The organism is Nocardia sp. 852002-20019_SCH5090214 (genome assembly GCF_001665865.1).
In the GTDB taxonomy this organism is placed as follows: Bacteria; Actinomycetota; Actinomycetes; order Mycobacteriales; family Mycobacteriaceae; genus Nocardia; species Nocardia nova.
Genome location: NZ_LZMK01000122.1, coordinates 1 through 23,583 on the forward strand (window position 1 = coordinate 1; position 23,583 = coordinate 23,583).

Annotated in this window: 24 protein-coding genes; 14 read left to right on the forward strand and 10 right to left on the reverse strand. The window is 68.5% G+C overall.

The window, feature by feature from the left end; genetic code table 11:
- A partial coding sequence (locus tag A5780_RS09930; RefSeq protein ID WP_197521715.1) for a CdaR family transcriptional regulator occupies positions 1-679 on the forward strand: 679 nt, incomplete at its 5' end.
- Positions 680-781: 102 nt separating this feature from the next.
- Positions 782-1,606 carry a hypothetical protein gene (locus tag A5780_RS09935; RefSeq protein ID WP_064908278.1) on the forward strand — a complete coding sequence of 275 codons (825 nt, stop codon included), beginning with the start codon at positions 782-784 and terminating at the stop codon, positions 1,604-1,606.
- A gap of 18 nt (positions 1,607-1,624) precedes the next feature.
- On the opposite strand, the gene A5780_RS09940 is transcribed toward A5780_RS09935, so the two are convergent.
- Positions 1,625-2,467 (reverse strand): acyl-CoA thioesterase domain-containing protein, encoded by an 843-nt coding sequence (locus A5780_RS09940; RefSeq protein WP_064908279.1) that lies wholly within the window; start codon positions 2,465-2,467, stop codon positions 1,625-1,627.
- Between the two features lie 608 nt (positions 2,468-3,075).
- Between A5780_RS09940 and A5780_RS09945 the strand changes: the two genes are divergently transcribed.
- Positions 3,076-3,291 (forward strand): hypothetical protein, encoded by a 216-nt coding sequence (locus A5780_RS09945; RefSeq protein WP_063833634.1) that lies wholly within the window; start codon positions 3,076-3,078, stop codon positions 3,289-3,291.
- Between the two features lie 108 nt (positions 3,292-3,399).
- On the opposite strand, the gene A5780_RS09950 is transcribed toward A5780_RS09945, so the two are convergent.
- Complete coding sequence (locus A5780_RS09950) at positions 3,400-4,299, reverse strand: helix-turn-helix transcriptional regulator (protein ID WP_064908280.1); 900 nt, start codon at positions 4,297-4,299, stop codon at positions 3,400-3,402.
- Positions 4,300-4,425: 126 nt separating this feature from the next.
- On the reverse strand, positions 4,426-4,656 hold the full coding sequence (locus A5780_RS09955; protein WP_030515774.1) for a DUF397 domain-containing protein: 231 nt from the start codon (positions 4,654-4,656) through the stop codon (positions 4,426-4,428).
- Between the two features lie 431 nt (positions 4,657-5,087).
- On the opposite strand from A5780_RS09955, the gene A5780_RS09960 reads away from it, so the two are divergent.
- The 5 genes from A5780_RS09960 (at position 5,088) to A5780_RS09980 (ending at position 8,113) form a co-directional block, all read left to right on the forward strand.
- On the forward strand, positions 5,088-5,888 hold the full coding sequence (locus tag A5780_RS09960) for an SAM-dependent methyltransferase (RefSeq protein WP_064906728.1): 801 nt from the start codon (positions 5,088-5,090) through the stop codon (positions 5,886-5,888).
- 191 nt (positions 5,889-6,079) lie between these two features.
- Positions 6,080-6,295: a hypothetical protein gene (locus A5780_RS09965; protein WP_036524801.1), complete on the forward strand. Its 216-nt coding sequence runs from the start codon at positions 6,080-6,082 to the stop codon at positions 6,293-6,295.
- 163 nt (positions 6,296-6,458) lie between these two features.
- Positions 6,459-6,740, forward strand: a complete 282-nt coding sequence (locus A5780_RS09970) for a hypothetical protein (protein WP_030515776.1) — start codon at positions 6,459-6,461, stop codon at positions 6,738-6,740.
- A 131-nt stretch (positions 6,741-6,871) separates the two neighbouring features.
- Complete coding sequence (locus A5780_RS09975) at positions 6,872-7,429, forward strand: TetR/AcrR family transcriptional regulator (protein WP_030515777.1); 558 nt, start codon at positions 6,872-6,874, stop codon at positions 7,427-7,429.
- Between the two features lie 117 nt (positions 7,430-7,546).
- Complete coding sequence (locus tag A5780_RS09980) at positions 7,547-8,113, forward strand: hypothetical protein (RefSeq protein WP_231953374.1); 567 nt, start codon at positions 7,547-7,549, stop codon at positions 8,111-8,113.
- Position 8,114: 1 nt separating this feature from the next.
- On the opposite strand, the gene A5780_RS09985 is transcribed toward A5780_RS09980, so the two are convergent.
- Entirely contained in the window at positions 8,115-9,533 is a 1,419-nt protein-coding gene (locus tag A5780_RS09985; RefSeq protein WP_064908281.1) for an amino acid permease, read from the reverse strand.
- A 106-nt stretch (positions 9,534-9,639) separates the two neighbouring features.
- On the opposite strand from A5780_RS09985, the gene A5780_RS09990 reads away from it, so the two are divergent.
- The 4 genes from A5780_RS09990 to A5780_RS10005 all read left to right on the forward strand — a co-directional run bounded on the left by A5780_RS09990 (position 9,640) and on the right by A5780_RS10005 (position 13,083).
- The gene (locus A5780_RS09990; protein ID WP_064908282.1) at positions 9,640-11,013 is read left to right on the forward strand and encodes an MFS transporter; all 1,374 of its coding nucleotides are present in this window, start codon (positions 9,640-9,642) and stop codon (positions 11,011-11,013) included.
- Positions 11,006-11,437 (forward strand): MarR family winged helix-turn-helix transcriptional regulator, encoded by a 432-nt coding sequence (locus A5780_RS09995; protein ID WP_030515781.1) that lies wholly within the window; start codon positions 11,006-11,008, stop codon positions 11,435-11,437. Before A5780_RS09990 ends, A5780_RS09995 begins: the two co-directional genes overlap by 8 nt.
- A 9-nt stretch (positions 11,438-11,446) precedes the next feature.
- Positions 11,447-11,932 (forward strand): universal stress protein, encoded by a 486-nt coding sequence (locus A5780_RS10000; RefSeq protein WP_227462811.1) that lies wholly within the window; start codon positions 11,447-11,449, stop codon positions 11,930-11,932.
- An 83-nt stretch (positions 11,933-12,015) separates the two neighbouring features.
- The gene (locus A5780_RS10005) at positions 12,016-13,083 is read left to right on the forward strand and encodes a DoxX family protein (RefSeq protein ID WP_064906726.1); all 1,068 of its coding nucleotides are present in this window, start codon (positions 12,016-12,018) and stop codon (positions 13,081-13,083) included.
- A 25-nt stretch (positions 13,084-13,108) separates the two neighbouring features.
- On the opposite strand, the gene A5780_RS10010 is transcribed toward A5780_RS10005, so the two are convergent.
- Positions 13,109-13,942, reverse strand: a complete 834-nt coding sequence (locus tag A5780_RS10010) for an alpha/beta fold hydrolase (RefSeq protein ID WP_063018976.1) — start codon at positions 13,940-13,942, stop codon at positions 13,109-13,111.
- Between the two features lie 100 nt (positions 13,943-14,042).
- On the opposite strand from A5780_RS10010, the gene A5780_RS10015 reads away from it, so the two are divergent.
- Positions 14,043-14,657, forward strand: coding sequence for a TetR/AcrR family transcriptional regulator (locus A5780_RS10015; protein WP_064906725.1), 615 nt, complete (start codon positions 14,043-14,045; stop codon positions 14,655-14,657).
- A 9-nt stretch (positions 14,658-14,666) separates the two neighbouring features.
- Here the strand turns inward: A5780_RS10015 and A5780_RS10020 are convergent, their stop codons facing one another.
- From A5780_RS10020 to A5780_RS10035, 4 genes are all read right to left on the reverse strand, one after another.
- Entirely contained in the window at positions 14,667-16,730 is a 2,064-nt protein-coding gene (locus A5780_RS10020) for a neutral/alkaline ceramidase (protein ID WP_104364192.1), read from the reverse strand.
- A 115-nt stretch (positions 16,731-16,845) separates the two neighbouring features.
- On the reverse strand, positions 16,846-19,269 hold the full coding sequence (locus A5780_RS10025) for a beta-glucosidase (protein WP_231982909.1): 2,424 nt from the start codon (positions 19,267-19,269) through the stop codon (positions 16,846-16,848).
- 60 nt (positions 19,270-19,329) lie between these two features.
- Positions 19,330-19,794 carry a nitroreductase family deazaflavin-dependent oxidoreductase gene (locus tag A5780_RS10030; RefSeq protein WP_064908285.1) on the reverse strand — a complete coding sequence of 155 codons (465 nt, stop codon included), beginning with the start codon at positions 19,792-19,794 and terminating at the stop codon, positions 19,330-19,332.
- A 9-nt stretch (positions 19,795-19,803) separates the two neighbouring features.
- Complete coding sequence (locus tag A5780_RS10035; RefSeq protein WP_063018990.1) at positions 19,804-20,403, reverse strand: TetR/AcrR family transcriptional regulator; 600 nt, start codon at positions 20,401-20,403, stop codon at positions 19,804-19,806.
- A 188-nt stretch (positions 20,404-20,591) separates the two neighbouring features.
- Between A5780_RS10035 and A5780_RS10040 the strand changes: the two genes are divergently transcribed.
- Positions 20,592-22,673 carry an acyltransferase family protein gene (locus A5780_RS10040; protein ID WP_064908286.1) on the forward strand — a complete coding sequence of 694 codons (2,082 nt, stop codon included), beginning with the start codon at positions 20,592-20,594 and terminating at the stop codon, positions 22,671-22,673.
- On the opposite strand, the gene A5780_RS10045 is transcribed toward A5780_RS10040, so the two are convergent.
- Positions 22,648-23,580 carry a glucosyl-3-phosphoglycerate synthase gene (locus tag A5780_RS10045; RefSeq protein WP_064908287.1) on the reverse strand — a complete coding sequence of 311 codons (933 nt, stop codon included), beginning with the start codon at positions 23,578-23,580 and terminating at the stop codon, positions 22,648-22,650. The two genes, A5780_RS10040 and A5780_RS10045, sit on opposite strands and share 26 nt — an antisense overlap.
- Between the last annotated feature and the right edge of the window lie 3 nt (positions 23,581-23,583).

Below are 23,583 nucleotides of genomic sequence, written 5' to 3' on the forward strand. Positions count from 1 at the left end.
AAGCCGCCTGCACATCCCACGGGTCGACCACCGAGAATCCGGCCTCTTCGTCGTATCGCGCGGCAGCTTCGACCAAGCCAACCCCCACCTCGACCCCACCATCATCGCCCGCCGCAAACTCCGCCGCATCCAAGCCGCCCTCGCCACCACCACCCACACCACCACCCTCTCCCTCCTCTCCACCGACGGCGGCACCCTCCTCATACCCACCACCACACCCACCGACCTCGACACCCTCATCACCCACCTCTCCCACGCCGCCCGCGTCCCCATCACCGCCACCACCACAACCACACCCACCACCGACATCCCCACCGCCACCGACCAAACCCACCAACTCCTCGACATGGTCACCCGCCTCGGATCAATCCCCGGCCTCTACCGCTTCGACGACCTCGCCCTCGAATACCAACTCACCCGCCCCGGCCCCGGCCGCGACCACCTCGGCACCCTCCTCAACCCCCTCGACCACCACCCCGAACTCCTCACCACCCTCCAAACACACATCGCCAACAACCTCAACCGCCAACGCACCGCCCGACTCCTCCACGTCCACACCAACACCGTCGACTACCGCCTCAAACGCATCGCCCAACTCACCGGCTTCGACCCCACCCAAGCCAGCGGACTCTGGTACCTCCGCTCCGCACTCGTCGCCCGCACCTACACCACCGCATGAGAACGGCACCTGAAAACACAGGTGAAAGAACGCAGCCGAAAGCGGCTGTGGAATGATCGAGTTCCCTTGCCAGAGCAGGGTATCGGGGGTAATTCTTCGAGGGTGACAGTCGATCGGGCGCAGACATCCTCGCGCCGGCGCAACTGGGAACAACTACCCGCGGCGACCCGGGCGGCGGTCGAAGCGGTGACCGGTCCGGTCGCGCGGGCGAATTCGGTGATCGCCGGATTCAGCAGCCAACTCGCGACAGTGATCGAGACGGCCGAGGGCCGGACCTTCATCAAGGGTGTGCCGCAACGAGATCCGGAGGTCTGGACCCAGCACCGTGAGGCCGCGCTGGCTCGTCACGTGACTCCGGTAGGCCCGAGGTTACGGTGGCAGATCGCGGCCGGCGGGTGGGATCTGCTCGGATTCGAGTTCATCGCAGGACATTTCGCGGACTACCGCGTCGACGCCGATCTCGCCGCCACCGCGGCCGCGATGTCCGCGCTGAACCGGCTGCACCCGCCCGCCGAGGTGGAACTCAAGGACGCCGAGGTCCGCTGGGGCGCGTATCTCGACGACGACGCCGATACAGCGGTGTTCGCCGGTGACGCCCTGCTGCACACCGACTGGAACTACAGCAACGTCATCATCGACCACGCCGAGGCCCGGCTCGTGGACTGGCCGTGGGCTACGCGGGGTGCGCCGTGGATCGACCCCGGCTGCTGGATCGTCTGGCTCGTCTTCGCCGGCCACGATCCGGCCGCCGCCGAGTCCTGGGCCGCGCGGGTCCCCGCCTGGCACTCCGCGTCCGAACGCGACCTGCGCATCTTCTCCGGCGCGCTGGCCGCGGAATGGACCGCGACGGCCAACCGCAGTCCCAACGTGTGGACCCACGGCCTGCGCGACGCCGCCCGCCGATGGGCCGCCCACCGTGGCCGGTGAGCGGCGCCGGCCGCCGGGCTAGCGGCGTGCGCCGCCGGCCGCGGCGATCACGCCATCGAGATGACTCGCGGTGATCTGGCGAGCGGCATTGGAAACGGCGGTGATCATCGCGCTGCCGAACGCGCCGTGCCGATCGAACAGGGTCGCGGTGCCGGCGGCGATTCCGTTGCGGCTCAAGTGATTATCGGCCTCGAGACCGATGTCGGCGCCCTCGGGCATGCGCACCAGGGCGAGCGTCAGATCGGTGTTGATGAAGCCCACCCCGGCACTGGACCAGTTGGTCACCATGCTGGTCTGCTCGGCGGCCATCGCGGCCACCACGAACGGCGAGGGCCGCTCCCCGTCGACCACGTTCACCGGATGCTGCCAGCTGCGTTTGCGGCTGCCGTTCTCGTGTTCCGAGGGCACCCGTGACCAGTGCGCCGAATCGTCGCTGTGCCACAGCGGCGCATTCGGCAGATCGGAGGGAGGCGCCACCTCGAGCGACGGCGGCACCGGCTGCTGCTCCCGGGTCCAGATCTCGCCCGGCGGTTGCTCGGACGGCTGCAGGAAGACCACCGAGGCGCGTGCCGCGGGTTCGCCGTCCTGGATGACGACCGCATCGGCGAGCCGGATGCGCTTCCCGTTGCGCACACGAGTCGTGGAGACCGACAGCTCGTGCATGCGCGCCGGCTTGAACAGGTCCACGGTCAACCGCGCCGGCACGAAGCCGTCGGTGGCGTGCTCGTTGTCGAGAGCTCGCGCCAGCAGACCGCACAGCGCCGGCCCGACCACCTGATCGGCCGACCACTGGCTGGCCGCCATCCGGTTCGGGGTGAAGCCCCCGCCGTCCACCGCGAAATATCCGTGCGAGCTGTCCACCGCGCGTGCCTGTCTCCTCGGGTCGCCGCCCGTGAGCACCGCGGGCGGTCACCGTCGGCGACAGCCCGCGCTCGCCGTCGGCGACTGATCTTGCTGGTCCAGGCAGATATAGCACGGTAACGAGAACCGGTTCCACGCCGGGGCCGCTGCGCGGGACACCGCCGACACGCTCGGCAGCGCTTTCGATCAAGATCGGCGTGTCGTTTTCCGGCGCCGATACCATATTTTTTCGGCGAGGGAACCAGCCGTCCGGTCCGTGTGGAAACAGTGCAGCAAGCCACCTGCCCGCTCCGGCCGGCGTGCCGGTCGGTATATCACCCCCGCTATGGGAATCGGCGCCGGATCACCTACCGGACAGAGGGCTCCCGCGAAGGTCGGCAGCAACCCGTCAGCAGCCGAAAACCGGCCCCTGACCGGGGATTCGATGTTGCAGATGTGCTTGCATCTGATCTCGCGGCCACCCTAGACTCGGGCTGCAAGGCAATGCAGGGGACTACCCGTGAGCCGTAGGGTGAACCGGAAGCCAATTTTCGCCGAAGGAAACCATGCGGCCTGGCGTCAGGGGCGTTCGTATGAACCAGCCAATGGGCCTCGGTCGGCTCGGAGTGATGGACAGGAACCGGACCGGGCATCACAACAATTCGCGGGAAACCGCAACATCTTTCGTCATCAGTGCGGTCGAGTCCACCGGCGCGGCCACACGCGACGATTTCGATATCGATCGCATCGTCACCACCGCGCACGCGATGGTGAACGATTGGGATTTCGACGCGATGCAACCGGAAGCTTTCTGGCGCATCGCATCCAGTTGCATCAAACAATAGATCGGGACGGAAGTGGTAGCCGCCGACCCCAGGGTCGGCGGCTACTGCTGTCTTCGAGGCATTGCTGTGTTCGAGGCATCGATAGATCGCAATGCCGGATCGGCGGGTCTAGGCGGAGTCGGACAGGCCGGCCGCGGCCTTCTTCATCATCTCCCGCGACCGCTCCGGCGGTTCGGCCTGCACACTGAGCCGGTCCATGACCTGGCGGTAGAGCTCCAGATCTTGCTGGCGATCCAGATACAGTGCGCTGGTGAGCTGTTCGAGATACACGATATCGGGCAGTTCGGGTTCGGCGAAGCGCAGCATCGTGAACGAGCTGCCCGCCGCCGCGTGGCCGCCGGCCGCATACGGCAGCACCTGGATGGTCACGTTCGGCTTCATCGAGACCTCGACCAGGTGCTCCAGCTGTGCGCGCAGCACCTGCTCACCGCCGATCGGCCGGTGCAGCACCGCTTCGTCGAGGACTGCCCACAGCGTCGGCGCTCCGGGGCGGTCCAGGATTTCCTGGCGCTTCTTGCGGAGTTCCACTCGGCGAGCGGCCTCGGCGTTCTCGTGACCGAGCGCGACCACCGAACGGGTGTACTCCTCGGTCTGCAGCAGACCGGGAACGAGCTGTCCTTCGAAGGTACGGATCGACTTCGACGCGTGTTCCAGACCCAGGTAGGTCTCGAACCATTGGGGCAGCAGATCGTTGTAGCTGTGCCACCACCCCGGCTGGTTCGCGCGGCTCACCAGATCGAGGAACATCTCACGCTCTTCGGCGTTATCGACGCCGTAGAGCGTCAGCAGATCACGAACGTCGCGTTCCTTGAAACCGGTGCGTCCCAACTCGAGTCGGCTGATCTTCGCGTGCGAGCCACGGATGTGCTCGCCGGCCGCCTCACGCGTGATACCGGCGGCTTCCCGCAGTTTGCGGAGCTGTCCGCCGACCGCGATCCGAAGCGCTGTCGGACCGCGTTCGGCGACAAGCGAATCCACACGGCCGATCCGGACGGGCTCTGCCATCATGAGGTCTACTCCGATGCTCGACGATCACCGGCAATGAGGGTACAGCCATCGAGAGCAGCTGGTCGAACATCAGGAACTCTGCCTCGTCGCGTACCGACACCGCGCCGAGTGCCATGCTACCGCCGATCAGGCCAGATCGTCGAACTCTCCACTCTTCGCGCCCCGGAGGAACGCGTCGATCTCGGGGCGGGTGTAGACGAGCACCGCTCCCTCGGGATCACGCGAGTTGCGCACGGCAACCAGGCCATTGGACAAATCGGCCAATTCGACACAGTTCCCGCTCGGATTGCTGAACGTGCTCTTGCGCCACGCGGCTTCGGACAGGCGGCCGGCTGTGGTGGCAGTGGAATCGGTCATGACTGTCTCCAGGGTTCGTGGTGGCCGAGCTCGGCAGCAGGGGCCCACACTCGGCGATCCGGATTGATCGAGCTGATGCCTATCTTCAGCTCTTGCATATGTTCGAGCAAATGTACTTGCATTTGAAACCGACGCTTTGAACGATAGCACGGGGGTTGGCTCGGATCGAGCCCTCCGGAAAATCGCAAAAAACCAAGGGCGACAAGGGCTTTTCCATCCTTTTTCGATTGACTCGTCATCTTTCGAACCGGCCTCCGAGCACCCGAAAACGGTGTCCGACCGGTCGGTTTCGGGCCTCGACCGGGGCGGATGGCACATTCCCAGCCGATCCGCACACCGAATGCGACCGTTTCGGTTACCGTCTCGCGCACCCGGCATCGGCAACCGCCGGACGGGACTCGAGCGTCGGAACCGGGAGCAGGAGGGAATCGGTGCCGCCAAGACAGCAGCAGCCGTGCCGCGAGCGTGAGATTCGGACCGATATCCCGCACACCGCGCGGATCTGGAACTACTGGATGGGTGGACGGCAGAATTACGAGGTCGATCGCCGGGTCGGCAGCGCGGCAACGGAACTCGATCCCGGTATTACCGCCCTGGCGGCCGAGAGTCGCCGCTTTCTCCGGCGCGCGGTCGAACATCTCGCCGGCGACCTCGGGATCACCCAGTTCCTCGACATCGGCGCGGGGCTGCTCGCCACGGACAACACCCACGAGGTCGCGTGCCGGCGCAATCCGGCGGCCCGGGTCGTCTATGTGGACAACGATCCGCTGGTGCTCACCCACGGCCGGACGCTGCTGACCGATCCGCGAGCCGTCTATCTGGATGCGGATCTGCGCGAACCGGATCGGCTGTTCGCCCGTGCCGCAGACATTCTCGATCTCGACCGTCCGGTCGCGGTGATGTTCATGGGCGTGCTCGGCCACTGCGAACGCATCGGCGAACTCCGCGCTGTCGTCGCCGACTCGATGGCGCGGGTCTGCCGCGGCAGCTACCTCGCCTACTGGGACGGCACCACCGACAGCGCCGATTTCGTCCGGATGTGCGCGACCTACGAAAACGTCACGGCCGTACCGTATTTCCCGCGCGACCATTGCGAGTTGCGCTCCATCTTCTCGGAGCTGGAGTTGCTCGAACCGGGCTTCGTCCCCCTGACTCGATGGCGCCGGCCGGCCGGCGAACCGGTGCCGACCGTGCCGGTGTCGGGCTACGGCGCGGTGGCGCGCAAACCCTGATCACCCCTTGGGGCACAACACTTCCGATCACCGACGAGTGTGCAGATGTACTTGCATTTGCTCCTTGCAGCGCCGTAAACTCGACCGCACGACATGGCCGGACCACGCCGGAGCAGGCAGGCCGGAAGCAGCGGGAGGCCGTGCCGAAAAGTTCGCTTCCGCAATCTTTCGCCAACGGTCGAGGGCATTCCATGAACCAACTGCTCCAGCATTCCGGTACATGCGATCACGGCACATCCGAGCACCGCACGTCCGGCGCCGATCAGGTCGGTGACTGCGCCACCGAACCCCGGGAACTCACCTACCCCCGCGCCCGCGCGATTCTCTACGCACACGACCGGCACCTGTCGTGCCGGCAGTGGATCGCCGCCGCGGCGTATCTGTCCGCCGGACTCGACGACGAGTAGATCGCCCCGCGTTCGCCACCCCCGTCAAGACGGCTGAACGCATCGAAACCGGTCCCCGACAGCGCGATTCCGCACTCGAGTTCGCAATCGCCTGTCACCAGGACGAATACGCGCCCTACGATGGTGGTACCCGCACCACACCATCTTGTGGAACGAGGGCATCATGATCCTTCTGGCGATGCACGACGTCATAGTGGCCCAGGTCGGCAACCCGACGCCCGAGACACCTCCGGCGGCGGACAAACTCCTGAAACTGGTGCGCTACTTCACCTGGTTCATGCTGTTGTCGGGGACCAGCGCGATCATCTTCGCCGGCGGCCGGTTCGCCTGGGAGAAGTGGAACGGCGGCCCGCTGGAGTCACCGAAGATGGTGGCCGGGGCCCTCGTCGGCGGCCTGGTGGCCACCAGCGCCGGAACCTTGATGAATTCGATTCTGGCGCAGTGATTCCCGACATTCCGGACGATTCACCCGGAACCCGTGTGTTCCGGACCCCGCCTCCGGACGCCGCCCCAGTAGGCTGAACGCGGACCACCGGCGGATCCGGTGCCGTCCCTCGGTCGAGATGGGAGGCTCCGGTGGCCGGCAGGCGGACCGACACACGGGACCGAATCCGCTCGGTCGCGATGGAGCTGTTCTCCGCGAACGGTTACGAACACACCTCGATCCGGGAAATCGCCGATCGGCTCGGCATCACCAAAGCCGCGGTCTACTACCACTTCCGATCCAAGGAAGACATCGTCGTCAGCCTCGCCGACGATCTGCGCAGGGGCATCGACGACCTGCTGGCCTGGGCCGCCGACCAACCGCCCGGACCCGGCACCGGCCGCGAAATCCTGCGCCGCTACGGCGCCGTGCTGCACCGCACCGGGCGGGAGATGACCCGGTTCATGTACGAGAACCAGCCCGCGTTCCGCCGGCTCGGGGTGGGATCGGACCTGCGCTATCACTTTCGCGCGGTCGCCGACGCGATGACCGCCCCCGACCACGAACCCCTGGCGGTCTTCCATGCCCGCCAAGCTCTGCTGGCCATCTCGTGGAGTATCGGGATGATGGGCGATGTCGACCTGACCGACGAGCAATGCCGCCGGGCGGCAGAGGATATCGCGCTGGCCATCTACGAACGGGCACAATGAGAGCCTGATGAAGGCCGGCCCGAGGACATCATGAATACACGCGTAACCCTCCTGGCCGCTGCGATACTCGCGGCGCCGCTGCTGATATGTGGGTGCTCCCACCAGAATTCGTCACCGGTGAGCCAGGCGGCACATCCGGTTCCCATAGCCCACCAGGGCGCCCCCGCGGTCGGCCCCGGCCCGTCGGGCACCTACACCGTCGCCGCGCAACCGGCACCCGGCAGCTGCCATTTCGGCAAAACCGCTGACGGACAGCCACTTCCGGATCCGCACTGCACGCCGGGGGCGACCAATCCGAAGGTCACAGCCGAAACCGTCAAATCCACGATTTGCGTAGGCGGATACACCCAATCCATCCGCCCGCCGGCGAGTATCACCGACCGGGAGAAGAAGGCGAACGCCGAATCCTACGGTTACACCGGCAATCTGCACGATGCCGAATACGACCATTTGATCTCGCTGGAGCTCGGCGGCGATCCGAACGATCCGCGCAATCTGTGGGTCGAACCGCCCTCCCCCGACCACAAGGCCGGGTCGGGGCCGAACAACCCCAAGGATTCGGTGGAGAACAAACTGCATTCGCTGATCTGCTCCGGCGCGGTCGGCCTGACCGACGCGCAGAACGCCATCGCGGCCGACTGGACCACCGCGTTGGCGGCGGTCGGCCATCCGGACGGAAAGTAGGTCAGCTCACCGCGGATGCCCGGCGGCGGCCCAACCGGTTCACCACCGGGTATCCGGCGCAGACGACCACCGCCCACCCCAGGCCGACCGCCAGCGCGGTCCGGCCGCTGTCGGTCCAGAACAGCAATACGACGACCAGTCCGAGGAAGGCCAGTGCCAGCACCGAGCTGACCGGCGCCCCGGGCAGGCGGTAGTCGCTGGCCGGCAGTTCGCCGCGGCGCACACGGGCCCGGTAGATCATGTGGCAGACCAGGATCATGCCCCAGACGAAGATGATGCCGATGGTCGACACCGAGGTGATGTAGTTGAACGCCTTGTCCGGGGAGACCAGGTTGACGATCACGCCGATCACCATCATCGCCGCCGAGAGCAGGATGCCGGCGAACGGCACCCGGCGATTGCTCAGGCCACCGAGCGCGACCGGAGCCTCACCACGCAGCGAGAGACTGCGCACCATGCGGCCGGTCGAGTAGATGCCGGAGTTGCACGACGACAGCGCCGCGGTCAGCAGCACGAAATTGATGATCCCGGCAGCCCCCGGAATACCGATCTGCTCGAACACCTCCACGAACGGGCTGCGCCCGGAGTGGAAGACCTTCCAGCTCGACACCGACATGATCACGATCAGCGCGCCCACATAGAACAGACCGATGCGCAGCGGGAGCGAATTGATCGCCCGGCGCAGGGTGCGGCGCGGATCGGCGGCCTCGCCCGCGGTCACACCGACGAGTTCGACGCCCACATAGGCGAAGAGCACGATCTGCAACGCCAGTAGCGCTTGGCCGAATCCGTTCGGGAAGACACCGCCGTCGGCCCACAGATTGGTCACCGTCGGATCGGGGGCGTGGCCGAAACCGAAGATCAGCACGCCGATACCGATGGCGATCATCGCGACGATCGCGGTCACCTTGATGGTGGAGAACCAGAACTCACCCTCGCCGAACAGCTTCACCGAGATCAGGTTCGCGGCGAACAGCACGCCGAGCACGACGAGCGCGGTGACCCATTCCGGGATCGCGAACCAGTACTTGACGTATTTGCCGGCGACGGTGATCTCGGCCATGCAGGTCGCCACCCACACCGCCCAGTAGGTCCAGCCGGTGACGAAGCCGGCGAAGCGACCGAGGAACTCGTGCGCGTATTCACCGAAGCTGCCCGACACCGGCCGGTAGGTCAGCAGCTCCCCCAGCGCGCGCATGATCACGAAGATCGCCAGACCGGCGGCGAGATAGCACAGGATCAGGGCCGGACCGGCCTGTTCGATGGCCCCACCGGATCCGTAGAACAGTCCCGTGCCGATCGCCCCGCCGATGGCGATCATCTGGATGGTTCGGGGGTTGAGGCCGCGCTGGTAGCCCTCTTCACCCGCGGACGCGAGGGCGGGCGCGTCCGTCCCCTCGGGTTTGCGGTCGGTCGTCATATCGCAGCACCGTACCGGGTCGGGGCCGGGGCGCGACCGGTGCAACCGTGCAGTGAACTAGTTCACAGCTCTTGCCGCCTAATAGTTGTGGGCGCACAATCATTGTGTGTCTACAACTGTTTCCGGGCTGACGCCGCGTCACAAGACGATCGTGCTGGTCACCTGCTGCCTGAGCCTGCTGATCTCGTCGATGGACGCGACCATCGTCAACGTCGCGATTCCGACGATCCGCAGCGATATGGACGCGCCCCTGTCGCGGCTGCAGTGGATCGTCGACGTCTACACCCTCACCCTGGCGAGCCTGCTGATGCTGTCGGGCGCGACCGCCGACCGCTTCGGCCGCAAGCGCATGTTCCGGATCGGACTGAGCATCTTCGCGCTGGGCTCACTGCTGTGCAGCGTCGCTCCCGATATCGACATGCTGATCGGGGCGCGCTTCATCCAGGCCATCGGCGGCTCGATGCTCAATCCCGTCGCGATGTCGATCATCACCACGGTCTTCACCGGCCGCGTCGAACGGGCGCGAGCGGTCGGCGTCTGGGGCGCGGTGGTCGGCATCTCCACCGCGATCGGCCCGATGGTCGGCGGCGTGCTGATCGACGCGCTGGGCTGGCAGTCGGTGTTCTGGATCAATCTGCCGATCTGCGCGGTCGCGCTGGCGCTGACCACGCTCTACGTCCCGGAATCGAAGTCGCGGACCGCACGCGGAGTCGACCCGCTCGGCCAGGTGCTGGCTGTGGTGGTGATGTTCACGCTGGTCTTCGGGCTGATCGAACATCGCCCGGAGATCTTCGGCATCACGGCCGTGGCACTGGCCGGATTCCTCTACGCCGAACGGCGGCACCGCTCGCCGTTCATCGATCTGCGGTTCTTCCGCAGCGTGCCGTTCGCGGCGGCCACCGTCACCGCGATCTGCGCGTTCGCCGGACTGGGTGCCTTCCTCTTCAGCGCTTCGCTGTATCTGCAAGGCGTACGGCATTATTCGGCTGTGCACACGGGACTTCTCTACCTGCCGATGGCGCTGGGGATGCTGATCTGCTCGCCGCTGTCGGGCCGGCTGGTCGGCCGCTTCGGCACCCGGCCCTCGCTGGTCGCCGCCGGAATTCTGATGACGACGGCCGCGGCGCTGCTGACCACGCTGCGACCCGATACCCCGGTCTGGCAGCTCGTCGTGATGTTCGCGATCTTCGGCGCCGGTTTCGGCACCGTGAACCCGCCGATCACCACCGCCGCTGTCAGCGGGATGCCCATGGATAGGGCGGGCGCGGCCTCGGCGGTCGCCTCGACCAGCCGCCAGATCGGCGTCAGCGTCGGAGTCGCGCTGTGCGGACTGCTGTCCGGGGCGGGACTGTGGTGGGTGGTGGCCGCTCTCGCGGCGGGCGTCGGGGTGCTGGGCATCGCCGCCAACACCGGATGGGCACTGCGCTCGCGCGACCGGATCGCGCCCCTGCTCGAACACAAGGAGCCCGCCCGTGTCTGACGACGAGCTCACCGTCGCCGCGGAGCCGACGCCCGACGAGGTCTGGCGCGTGCTGACCGATGTCGTCAAGGACACCCGCGACACCTGGAAGCGCGCGGTGGTCGATCGAATGGGCATGCCGTTCAGCAGATTCCGCGTGTTGCGGCGACTGTTGCCCGGTCCGCTGCCGCTGAAGGAACTGGCCCGGGTGGCCACCATGGACGCGCCGGCCACCACCGTGGTGGTCAACGATCTCGAGGCCCGCGGTCTGGTCTCGCGCGAAACCGCTCCGGACGATCGGCGGCGCAAGCTGGTGACCATCACCGATGCCGGGCGGGAGGTGATCGCGCAGGCGATGGCCACTCCCGATCCGCCGCCGCCCACGCTCACCGCGCTGTCCGCCGAGCAGTTGCGCACCCTGCACGATCTGTTGCGGCTGCTCTAGGCTCGGGTCGTGGCCGAAGAGACAACACCGGAGTGGGCGCCCGGCCTGTCGTCGGGTTTCGAACTGGGCACCGACGGGCCCCGGGTGATCATGGTCGGCATCGATGGTTCGGATGCCTCCTGGCGCGCGACCGCCTATGCGGCCGGATTGGCCCGGCGTCAGAACTCCCTGCTGGCAATGGTTTACGTCCAGCCGTGGATGGCCATGGCCGGCGCCTACGGCGTCGACGTCCAGGGCGCGACCGCCGAGATGGCCGAGGATCTGGCCCGGCAGGTACGCGAGCACGCGGAGAAGGTCAAAGACGTCTACCGCACCCGCTGGAAGTTCATCACCCGCCGTGGCGATCCGTTCACGGTGCTGGCCGAGGCCGCCGACGAATTGAAGGCCGACGGCGTCGTGGTCGGCGCGTCCGAGAAGGCCGGGCATCGAATTATCGGCTCGGTCGCGGTGCGTCTGGTGAAAGCGGGGCGCTGGCCGGTTACTGTCGTGCCCTGAGCTCCGTCGGCGTCCCGAAGTGATTGGGACGCGGCATCGGGGGAACCCGCCGGAACGAGACCGTTGAGGAAAGGGTTTTCACTATGTTGATTCGCCGCCTTGCCCGACCGCTGCTGGCATCGGTGTTCGTCGTCGACGGAGTCGACACTCTGATGCATCCCGAGCCCCGGGCGCAGGCCGCCACCACCTTGGTATCCCATGGGGAACAGCGGCTGCCGGATTCGGTATCGGCCAAACTGCCCTCCGATCCGGCGAAAGTGGTGCGGATCAATGCCATCGTCCGGGTCGGCGCCGGAACGCTGCTCGCGCTGAATCGCGCACCCCGGCTCTCGTCGCTGGCGCTGGCGGTGACCGTCATCCCGGCCACCGTGACCGAGCAGGACTTCTGGAACGAATCGGATGCGCAGCAGCGTGCCGCCAAGCGCACGGCCTTCCTCAAGGACGTCGGTCTGCTCGGTGGCCTGCTCATCGCCGCGGCCGACACCGAGGGCAAGCCCTCGCTGGGCTGGCGGGGTCGCCGGGCCGCGCGTAAAGCCGCCGCCGCCCTCCCGTTCACCGCCGCCACCACCGACACGGTGCGGGATCGCCTGCAGCAGCAGGCCGTCCGCGGCCGGGAACTGGCGGCGGTGGCCGCCGACAAGGGCGCCGACCTGGCCTCGGTGGCGCAGTCGCGCGGCGCCGAACTCGCTTCGGTGGCCCAGTCGCGCGGCGGTGAACTCGCCGAGGCCGCCCGCGAACACGGCACCGAATGGGCGGAACTGGCGCGCACCCGAGGCGCCGATTTGGCCGGCACCGCTCTCGACCATCGCGGCGAGTGGGCCGAGCTGGCCAAGCGACGGGGCGCGGATCTGGCCGAGGCCGCCCGCGAACACGGCGGCGACTGGGCCGAGCTGGCCAAGCGCAAGAGCGCGGAACTCGCCGACACCGCGGGCGATCACCGGGGCGAATGGGCCGAGATCGCGAAGCACCGCGGCAGCGAATGGGCCGAAGCCGCCCGCGAGCACGGTGGCGAATGGGCCGAGGTGGCCAAGCAGCGCGGGTCGATCTTCGCGCGCCAGGCCCGCAAGCGCGCCGAGAAGGCGGCCGAAGCCGCCCGCGAGCGTGCGGAGACGGCTCGCGAGCGTCTGGCCGAAGCTCGAAACGGCAAGTGACACATCGTTTCTCACCGGCGCCGGATCAGGCGCCGGTGAGAAACGCCGTCATCGCCGCGGCTACGGCCTCGGGTTGATCGAGCATCGACAGCACGTACGCGTCGTCGATCTCCACCAGCCGGCCCGCGGGCAACAGTTCGGCGAGGCGGCGCCCGTGGTCGCGGGGCATCGGCGCGGCCTGCGGGGACCACAGCACCAGCGCACGTCCGGGGAAGTTCCGCAAGGCTTCGGTATCGGCGATCAGCTGCGCGGCCGGTGGCAACACCCGGCCGTATTTGCGCACGTCCCGGCCGATATCCGGATTTCGCAGGGCGGGTTCGGTCCAGCCGCGCATCAGTTCGTCGGGTACCGGATAACGCGCCATCTGCCCGTAGATCAGCGACGAGCGGCGCAACAGCCCGATGCGCAACTGACGCAGCACGATCGGTAGCGCGCCCGGGACGCGCAACGCCAGCACCGCCAGCTTCCCGGGCAGTCCGGGCGGGAAGTTGTCGAAGGCCTCGCACGGCAACACGATCAACTGGGCGACCCGTTTGTCGAGGCCGTACGCGGTGAGGAACAGCCCGCCGCCCCAGTCGGAATGCACCAGGGTGACCTCGCGCAGGTCCAGCGCGTCGAGGAAATCGGCGAGCACCACGTTCTGGCCGCGAATACTCAGATCCGCGTCCGCCCGCATCGGTTCCGGATGCGAGCCGAGCGGCAGCACCGGCCGCACATAGCGAAAACCACTGGGCAGCAACGGCATCACCCGGTCCCAGACCGTGTGATCGATGAGCAGTCCGTGCAACAGCACGACCGGCGGCCCCTGGCCCTCCTCGACGTAATGAATCGGACCGGCGGGAACTTCGACGACCGGCATACCCCTGCCACCTCCGCATCGGAATCGCGCGACGACGCTGTGAACAACGCGTTTACCTCGTAGAACGTTCGCTCTAGAGCGTGTGTTCTAGTATGGGAGGATGTCCGAGACCGTGTCAACCCCGACCGTCGAGCGCATCGTCACCGCGACCGCGGAACTGATGCGCCGCCAGGGCTACGGCGCTACCAGCGTCAAACAGATCACCGCCGCCGCGCGGGCTCCGATCGGGTCGCTGTATCACCACTTCCCGCAGGGCAAACAGCAGATCGCGGCCGCCGCGCTGCGTACCAGCGGCGCCGCCTACATCCAGCTGCTACCGCTGCTGATGGACCCGTATCCGGACCTGCGGGTGGCAGTGGTGGCCGCGTTCACCGCCGCCGCCGAACAGATCGAGCAGTCCGGTTGGATGAACATGTGCCCGGTCGGCACGGTCGCGGGCGAGATCGCCGACAGCGAACCGGCGTTGCGGGAGGTGACCGCCGAGGTGATGCAGTCCTGGATCGACCAGGGCAGTGCGTACTTCCGCGCACGCGGACTGCCCGCCCCCGCGGCCCACACGTTCGTGATCGCGGTCCTCGGCGCCCTGGAGGGTGCCTTCATACTCAGCCGCACCCTGCGCTCGACCGCCCCGATCGAATCGGCCGGGCAAGCGATGGCCGCCTATCTCGACACGCTCACCGAAACCCACTCCCCCGCAACGATGTCCGAGGGATGAACCAACCGATCAGCCCACGCTGAATTCGGCCGTGGTGCCCGTGAACGGAACGGCGGCGTCACCGTCGCGGCGGTCACCGCGGTATTCGATGCGGTAGCGCCCGGCTTCCGCGCCGGCGGGCACGGTCCAGTGGATGGCGATCCGCGAGGCCGCGGGCTGGCCGGGCGGGCGCGACCAGTGCAGTTCGGTGCACCAGTCGTTGTCGTCGAAGACCGCCCGCCATTGCTCGCCCTCGGCGCGCTGTACCTCGAAATAGCTTCCGCCGGTGTGCAAGTCGTTGGCCGGGTGGGCGCCGCAGAACTCCACCGTCACCGTATCGCCGTGACCGTAGCCGGGCTTCGGACCGGTGATCACCTCACCGAATGCGCGCCCGGTCATCGGCACATCGGCCGGCACCGGCGGCAGCAGATTCGGCTGCACGCCCGCGGTCCAGTCCAGCGGGGCCGGGCCGCGGCCGAGGTCGACGCGTGCGGCCACCGCACGGGCCAGCCGATCGAATTCCTGCACATAGGCGGGCAGGGTCCAGCGGCCGAACAGCGTTTCCCCGCCCTCGTACTGCTGGGAGGCGTATTCCTCCGGCGTGGTCACGTAGCCGCAGTACCCGTTCGAATAGCCTTGCAGCAGCACGTTTTCCAGCGGGACGGACAGGGCGTGCGCCACCACCCGCCGGATCCGCAACCCCGAGACCACCGTGTATTCCGCCGGCCCCGAGGCCAGCACCAGATCGCCGATCCGCAGAATCTGGATCGGCACCGTCAGCGGGACCCACGGGCGCGGCGGCAGCACACCCAGCGGCGCCACGATCAACTTGGGCGCCTGCACATCCCGCATCCACTGCTCGATGGGGCCGTCCAGTCCGCCCAGCGCGGCGACGACCGGATCCGCATTGCCTTCCTGCAGGAACGACAGCTGGGTCTTCCAGTTGTCCTCCGAACTGGTCGCGGCGGCCGCGGCGCCCATCATGGCGGGCGCGGTGCGGGCCGGTTTGCCGTCCGGCGTGTAGGACCCGTCGATGGCGGTATCGGCCATGTTCAGATAACGCAGCGCGGCATCCACTCCCCCGCTGCGCATCGGCCGCGCCGCATCGAAAGCCGCACGGCCCGCGCGATATTGGCGCTCGCCGATGAGAGAACAGTTGAGCCGGTTGTCCTCGGTGGGCCCCGACGGATGCCACGGCGTGAGTCCGATATTCGGCGTCATATCACCGGCGTTGGTCTGCGCGAACGCCGCCACGAAGCCGGGCTTTCCGGCGCCCGGACGCACTCCCATCTCGTCGTGCTCCCAGCGGTAGCTGGCATAGCCCTTGTTGTCGGCCGAGATGAGCGTATTGGCGTCGGTAAGCGATGTCCCGTGCGTCGCGAACCAGGTGATCGCGCCGATGTCCTTGCCGCCCTGCCGCAATCGCAGCACCGTCACCTGCGGATCGATCGCATTCGGGAATGCGGCCTTGTCGTCCGGCGGGTTCAGGTCGAAGGCCACCCGGGAGCGGTTGGCCGAGGCGTCGTGCAGTTCGCCGTGCCCGAGCGACAGCGTGCCCGGCGCCAGATTCTCGTGCGCCGCCACCAGCGCCGCGACGATACCGTCCACCTCGGCTTGATGGGAATTGTTCTGAAAGCCGTATGCGGCAAGGGAATAGGCGTATTCGCGAGCGGTGCCACCGCAGGAATTGTGATTGTGGGTGGCGTTCAGGTTGACGTTGCGCTCGGTGTACAGGGCACCGAATCGCTGTGCCAGCCGCTGCATCACGGCCAGATGGACCGACTGGAACAGGCATGCGATATCCGCGTTGACGAAGGCCACCCGCTCGCCACTGGCCCGGTCGACCACGATGTAGGCGCGCGCCCAGGTCCGCATGAGCAGCCCGGTCGCGACCTGGTCGAGTTCGGAGTAGCCCATCATGCCCTGCCCGGCGACCGCGCCGGTCACATCGGCGATGCCGGCGCCGACCAGATATCCCGCCTCGTCGCCGGTGACCCGGATCGGTGCCGCCCCCGCGGAAGCGGTGGCCCCCACTCCCGCGGCCACGGCCGCGGTCACGGTGCCGGCCAGCATCGATCGCCGGGTAAACGTCACTGATCGCTCCTTCGATTCCGGCCGCCACGCTGCGACCGCCTCCTCCAACCGTGTGCACCGGAGATTACTGGTCACTCGTCCAGTACGCCAGCCCCGATTTCCCCACCGGGCCGGGTTACTCGATGGGCGCGGTCAGCGGCAGTGCGATCACCGAGGTGCCGACGTGCACAGTGAACGGACCGGGTTCGGTGTCCCAGCCCGCGTCGGTCCAGTCCTGAAAGGCTCGCTGCGGCAGCGAAATTCGCACCCGGCGCACCCCGCCCGGTTCGGCGGTGACGCTGGCGAAGGCGGCCAGCCATCGCACCGGCCGCTCGATCGCACTGTTCTCACGGGACAGATAGACCTGGACGACCTGCTTACCGGTCCGCTCGCCGATATTGGCCACGGTCACCTCGACGTCGTGGCCGTCCACCGCGAGATCGCTCAGCTCCCACACGGTGTAGCCGAGTCCGTGGCCGAACGGATACGCCGGCTGCACACCGGCCCGCAGCCAGGCGCGGTAGCCGATGTGCACGCCCTCGTCGTAGCTCAGGGTGCCGTCGGAGTCCGGCGTGGTGTCGCGGACCGGCACGTCGGCGAGTTCCTTCGGCCAGGTGGTCGGCAACCGGCCGCCGGGTTCGGCCGCGCCGGTCAGCACGTCGGCCAGTGCGGCGCCGAATTCCTGACCGGGGAACCAGGACAGCAGCACCGCGGCCACGTCGTCACGCCACGGCATCTCCACGGGGGCACCGGAATTCACGACCACCACGGTGCGCGGATTGACGGCGGCGACCGCGGCGACCAGGTCGTTCTGACGGCCGGGCAGCGCGAGGGTGGTCCGGTCGCGCCCCTCACTCTCCAGCTGTTCGGTGGTGCCGACGACCACCACGGCCACCTCGGCCCGGCGCGCGGCCTCGACCGCCGCGGCGAATTCCTCCTCGGGCGCGCGTTCCGGCCGCGCCACGACCAACCCGACGCCCAGGATCATGCCCAGCCCCGCGGCCGCCGACGCACCCGATCCGACCGTGATCCGAACGTCGACCTCCTGGCCGGCGGCGAGTTCGCACGCCACGCGGCGTTGCGGCGGATCCAGCAGTGCCGCAACGGGATCCGAACCGTCGAAGGCGATATCGGTGTCGATCACGGTCGCGCCGTCGAGTTCCATCACGCAGTGACCGAGCGCCGCGGCACCGAGCTGCCACTCGCCCGCCACATCGGCGCGCAGTCGCGCGCGCAGTTCGATCGCCGACGCGGCCGCCGCGTGCGGATCACCGAACAGCACCAGCCGGCCCGCCGTGCGGTGCTGGGTGTCGAGGACACGCTCCCCGTCCAGATAGCGCAGGCACAGCCCCGGTGTGCCGGTGGCCGGGTCGGTGACCAGGTCCAGCGGCGCAGGTATCAGGTCGTCACCGGTGCGCACCCCCGGCGTGTGGGTGACCGGCAGCACCGCCGACAGACCCTCGACCGGCGTGACGGTGTGGTCGGGGATCACGGTCGCGCTGCCGCCGCCCATGTACCGCGGCTGCGCGGCGGCGGGCCCCAGCAACGCCACCGAGGTCCGCGGCGGCAGCGGCAGCACACCGTCGTTGTGCACGAGCACCATCGCGGCCGCGGCGGCGCGGCGCACCAGATCGTGGGCCTGTGTGGCGGTGAAGTCGGGCACCGGCTCGGGCTCGTGCGGGGCCAGGGCGCCGACGCGATCGGCGAAACGCAGGATGCGCCGGACCTTGTCGTCGATCGCGGACTTCGGCACGGTGCCGGCCGCGAGCGCGTCGGCGAGGGCCGGACCCCACAGCGGCGACGGGCCCGGCATGCACAGGTCGGTGCCGCGCGCGGCGCCTTCGGTACTGCGCACGGCAGTCCAGTCCGAGACGACCACGCCGTCGAATCCCCAACTGCCCTTGAGGGGTTCGTCCAGCAGCGGCGATTCGGTCATGGTGATGCCGTCGACGCTGTTGTAGGCGGCCATCACCATCCATGCCCCGGCCTGCACCGCGCGTTCGAACGGATACAGGTACAGCTCGTGCAGGGCGCGCGCGGCGACGTGGACGTCGACGGTGAACCGGTCGGTCTCGGAATCGTTGGCCACGAAGTGTTTCGGGCAGGCGGCGACGCCGTGTGCCTGCACCGCACGCACATACGCGGCCGCCATCTCCGCGGTCAGCATCGGGTCCTCGGAGAAGCATTCGAAATGTCTTCCGCCGAGCGGAGATCGGTGCAGGTTCACGGTGGGCCCGAGGACGGCGTAGACGTTCTTCTGCCGGGCCTGCGCCGCGATCAGGGCCCCGATCTCGGTGAGCAGGTCCCGGTCCCAGGTGGCGGCCAGCGCGGTTCCCGACGGCAGGCTCACCGAGGGATCACGTTCGTCCCAGTTCTCGCCGCGCACACCCGACGGCCCGTCGGATACCGGCATCTCGGCGAGGCCGATCGCGGAATCCCCGGCCAGACGGAACATTCCGGCTCCGGAGATGAGTCGTAGTTCGGCCGCCGGATCCAATTGCGTTGCCAGCTGCTCGATCCGGTCGTGCATCGGCTGCCCCGTTTCGTCTCGACTGCGCATCGGCCTCGACGCTACGGGATATCGGCGGGTCGGCGCCGTATTACCCGGCGCGCGTCGGGGTTAGCGCAACCGCAACCGGACCATCGGCAGCGTGTCGACCGGCGCGCCGGTCGCTCGTTCGATCACCGCGCGCAGGTTCTGCCAGGCCCGGGGGTGGTCGTGGATGTAGTGCGCGAGCGCCGCCGCCGATTCGGCCTCGGTCATCGCCGTGGCCGTCGCGGGTACCGCGCGCCGGGTGCCGACCCACAGCCGGACGTTCGAGTCGGCCTGGATGTTGCGGTACCACTGGGCGCGCGTGCCGAAGCCGGACACGATGACGTACTCGCGGGGCCCCGGGTGGTCGACCACCTCCAGCACCACGTGCCGCTTCGCGCCGCTCGTGCGGCCGATATGTTCCATCATCAGCAGCCGGTGCCCGAAGACGAATCCGAGACCCGCGCGATACAGCCCGATCGGGGCGCGGACCAGGATCCTGGTGTGCAGTGCCCGCGCACCCAGCCCGGCGGCGAATTCGGCGAATGCCATGGTGATCTCCTAGTCGACAGTGAACCGGGGCCGCTCGTCGCCCGAGTCGCCCCGCACGCCCGCGATCCGCAGCAGCGGCGTCCCGAGGTCGAGTGCGCGGGTTCCGGGGTCGATGAGGCGATGCAGAACCAGGCCGTCCAGCGCGGCCACCAGCACGACCGCGGTCGCCTCCGGATCGGGGACGGATTCGTCGGCGCGCAGCCGGGCGGCGATCGCGGCGCGGAATTCGGCGAGTACGGCGGCCAGGCCCGCACGCAGCCGTTCGTGCCGGGTGGCGGCGAGCAGCATTTCGCTGAACACCCGGGTATCGGTGTCGGTGTCGTCGTAGCCGCCGATCAGCGACAGCAGTGCGGTGATGCCGGCCGCGGTGTCGCCGAGCAGGTCGGTGGGCACGTCGTCGACCAGCCGCCGCATCATCCGCAGCGCCGCGTCGATCAGCAGGTCGTCCACCGATCGGAAGTGATAGTGCACCAGCCCGGCCCGCACCCCGGCCCGTTCGGCGACGAGCCTGGTCGTCACCGCTCCCCAGCCGCGTTCGGCGATCAGTTCCGTCGCGGCGTCCATCAGCCGGGCCCGCGTCTCGCGGCCCTGTTCTTCCGCGGTGACCAACGCACCTCCTTGGTCGTTCGCCTTGGGCGAATGACCAAACTATACCGCGACGGTGGGAACCTCCACAAGAGGCCGTCGACCCGCCGTGCGCCACGCTCGCGGAGTTGGTCCCGGGTCAGGACGGTGTGATAGGGAATTGTCGTGTCATGCACCCCTTCCGTTCATCCCCTCTACACCGCCGCGCCGCCATGCCCGCGACGGTGACGGAGGCGGCCGTCGATCGCGCGCGAGCGCTCGGCTACCGCCGGGACCTGGACGGATTGCGCGGACTGGCCATCGCGCTGGTGGTGGTGTTCCACATCTGGTTCGGCCGGGTGTCGGGCGGGGTGGACATCTTCCTGGTGCTGTCGGGCTATTTCTTCACCGGTTCGCTGCTGCGCCGGGCCGAGTCGAGCGGTGAGGTCGGCATCGGCCTCACTCTGCGGCGCACCGCCCGCCGGCTGTTGCCCGCGCTCGTGGTGGTGCTCGGCGCCGTCGTGGTCGCGACCGTCACGCTGCGGCCGTACACGCAGTGGGGTGATCTGGCCGGCCAGACCCTGGCGTCGCTGCTCTACTACCAGAACTGGCGGCTGGCGACGACCTGGTCGGACTATCTGGCCGCCGATCCGTCGGTGAGCCCCCTGCAACACCTGTGGTCGATGTCGGTACAGGGGCAGTACTACCTCGCGGCCCTGCTCGTGGTGGCCGCCACGGTATGGGTGTGCCGGAGACTCGGGCGCGAGCGCGCGATGCGCCCGGCGCTGGCCGCGGTGATCGTGGTCGCCGCGCTCGCCTCGTTCCTGTACGCCGCGCAGGGTTCGGCGACCCATCAGGGCTGGAACTATTACGACAGCGCCGCGCGGGCGTGGGAACTACTGGTCGGCGCCGGATTGGCACTGGCCGCCGCCTCGCTGCGCGTGCCGCGGGTACTGCGCGCGATGCTGGCGGCCGCGGGCCTGCTGGTCGTCGCGGTGGGCGGCTGGATCACCGACGGGGCGAATCAGTTCCCGGGCCCGCCGGCGCTGCTGCCGGTCGGTGCGGCCGTGGCGCTGATCCTCGCCGGCGCCGGGGTGGCCGCCGAGGAACAGCCGCGGCTCACCCGGATGCTCGCCTCGCCTCCCCTGGTCCGGCTCGGCGACCTGGCCTACTCGTTGTATCTGTGGCATTGGCCGTTGCTGATCTTCCTGCTCGCCGAACGCGGCGGCTCCCGCGCCGGGGTGGCCGGCGGTGCGGCGGTGATCGCGGTGTCCCTGGGGCTGGCCTACCTCACCCATCGCTATATCGAGCAGCCGCTGCGCCTGCGCCCCCGGCAGGAGACCACCGCGCCGGCGTTCGGCCCCCGGTATCGCCGCACCGCCGGAGTCGCGCTGTCGGTGACGGCGGCGGTGGTCGCCTCCGCGGCGGTCACCTGGAGCGCGGTCGTGCAGACTCATCCGCCGCGGGCGGTGGGCGCCCTCGACCCGGTGCAGTATCCCGGCGCCGAGGCACTGGTCGGCGGCGCGTCGGTACCGCAGGCGCGCATGCGGCCGACACTGTACGAGGCGCCGGCGGAACTGCCCCGCCCGACCGTCGACGGATGCATCGCCGACTGGGATCACCGCGAGGTCGTCAGCTGCACCTACGGGCCGGCCGATGCCCAGCACACGCTGGCGGTGGTCGGCAACTCCCACGCCGAGCACTGGATGCCGGCGCTGCAGCAGCTGGCCGAGCAGCACCATTTCAAGATCCTGGTGCATCTGAAGATGGGCTGTCCGCTCACTCTCGATCAGAACGCCATGTACAAGGGCGAACCGAATCCGGACTGCCGCGACTGGTCCCACGAGGTGATCGACCTGCTGGGCAACGAGCGGCCCGAGTGGGTCTTCACCACCGGCACCCGGCCGGTCGACGCGGGCGGCGACGAAACCCCGCCCGACTACCAGGACGTCTGGAAGACGTTGTCCGACAAGGGAATCCGGGTGATCGCGATCCGCGACACCCCGTGGCTGCGCCGCGAGGGTGTGCGCTATCGCGCCATCGACTGCCTGGCCCGCCACGGCGATCGGATCAGCTGCGGAATGCACCGCGCCGATGCACTCTCACCGGTCAACCCGGCCCTCGACGCGGCCGCCGCCTTCCCGAACGTCTTCCCCATCGACCTCACCGACGCCGTCTGCGAACGAGACGTCTGCCCGGTGGAAATCGGCAATATCCTCGTCTACCACGACGAGCACCACTTCACCGCGAGCTTCGCGCGGTCGCTGGCCCCCGAACTCGGCCGGCAGCTCAGCCCCCTGCTGGGTTGGTGGTGAACAGCGAGGCCAGCGGTGGCCGCTCGGCCGACGACACCGGACTCGTCACCCGCCGCCACCCCGCCGCCTCGGGCCGGAACTGAGTCAGCCCCACCCCCGAATCGGGAATGTCGAGGCGCGCGAGCAGGGTCGCGATGATCTGACGGCTCATCACGGCCAGCTCGTGGGTCGGCCGATTGCGATGAATCCGGATCCCCAGATCGACCTCGTCGATCGCCGCGCGGCCGTAGCGGTGCAGGGTGTCGAGCAGGATGCCGATCTCGACGCCGTAACCGGGCGCGAACGGAACCGCGGTGAGCAGTGCGCGGGTGGCGGCGTATTCACCTCCGAGCGGCTGCCGCACATCGGCCACCTCGGGAGCGAGTGCGGTCAGCAACGGCCGGGCCACCAGCTGGGTCACCCGCCCGCCGCCGTCGGTGTCGCCGTGCGGATCGTCGCCGAGCGGTCGGCGATAGAACCCTTTCACCAGCTGAATGCCCGGATCCCGCAGCAACGGCGCCACCAGCGCGGGCACGAAGCCCGGGTCGGGATCGTGCAGGTCGGAATCGATGAATACGACGATATCGCCGGTCGTCACCGCCAGTGACCGCCACAGCACCTCCCCCTTGCCGGCCCGCACCGGCACTCCCGGCAGTGCCTCCTCGCGGGTGTACACCGCACTCGCACCCGCGGCGCGGGCGCGGGCGATGGTGTCGTCGGTCGAGCCGGAGTCCACGACGACCAGTTCGTCGACGAGTCCGCCGATCAGATCCCGAATCGAATCGATCACTCCCGCGATGGTGGCGCGCTCGTTCAGGGCCGGGATCACGACCGACACGGTCCGGTCGCCTTTGGCCCGGATCAGGTCGTTCACTCCGACATCGTGTGCGGAAGAAGCGGTTCCGGCGGCGGGTGCGGCATAGGTCATCGA

Bases quoted from the DNA above. Each gene is read 5' to 3' on its own strand.
- A5780_RS09945 (WP_063833634.1), top strand. From the start codon at position 3,076: ATGGACAGGAACCGGACCGGGCATCACAACAATTCGCGGGAAACCGCA.
- A5780_RS09950 (WP_064908280.1), bottom strand. From the start codon at position 4,299: ATGATGGCAGAGCCCGTCCGGATCGGCCGTGTGGATTCGCTTGTCGCC.
- A5780_RS09955 (WP_030515774.1), bottom strand. From the start codon at position 4,656: ATGACCGATTCCACTGCCACCACAGCCGGCCGCCTGTCCGAAGCCGCG.
- A5780_RS09965 (WP_036524801.1), top strand. From the start codon at position 6,080: ATGAACCAACTGCTCCAGCATTCCGGTACATGCGATCACGGCACATCC.
- A5780_RS09970 (WP_030515776.1), top strand. From the start codon at position 6,459: ATGATCCTTCTGGCGATGCACGACGTCATAGTGGCCCAGGTCGGCAAC.
- A5780_RS09985 (WP_064908281.1), bottom strand. From the start codon at position 9,533: ATGACGACCGACCGCAAACCCGAGGGGACGGACGCGCCCGCCCTCGCG.
- A5780_RS10005 (WP_064906726.1), top strand. From the start codon at position 12,016: ATGTTGATTCGCCGCCTTGCCCGACCGCTGCTGGCATCGGTGTTCGTC.
- A5780_RS10010 (WP_063018976.1), bottom strand. From the start codon at position 13,942: ATGCCGGTCGTCGAAGTTCCCGCCGGTCCGATTCATTACGTCGAGGAG.
- A5780_RS10015 (WP_064906725.1), top strand. From the start codon at position 14,043: ATGTCCGAGACCGTGTCAACCCCGACCGTCGAGCGCATCGTCACCGCG.
- A5780_RS10025 (WP_231982909.1), bottom strand. From the start codon at position 19,269: ATGCGCAGTCGAGACGAAACGGGGCAGCCGATGCACGACCGGATCGAG.
- A5780_RS10030 (WP_064908285.1), bottom strand. From the start codon at position 19,794: ATGGCATTCGCCGAATTCGCCGCCGGGCTGGGTGCGCGGGCACTGCAC.
- A5780_RS10040 (WP_064908286.1), top strand. From the start codon at position 20,592: ATGCCCGCGACGGTGACGGAGGCGGCCGTCGATCGCGCGCGAGCGCTC.
- A5780_RS10045 (WP_064908287.1), bottom strand. From the start codon at position 23,580: ATGACCTATGCCGCACCCGCCGCCGGAACCGCTTCTTCCGCACACGAT.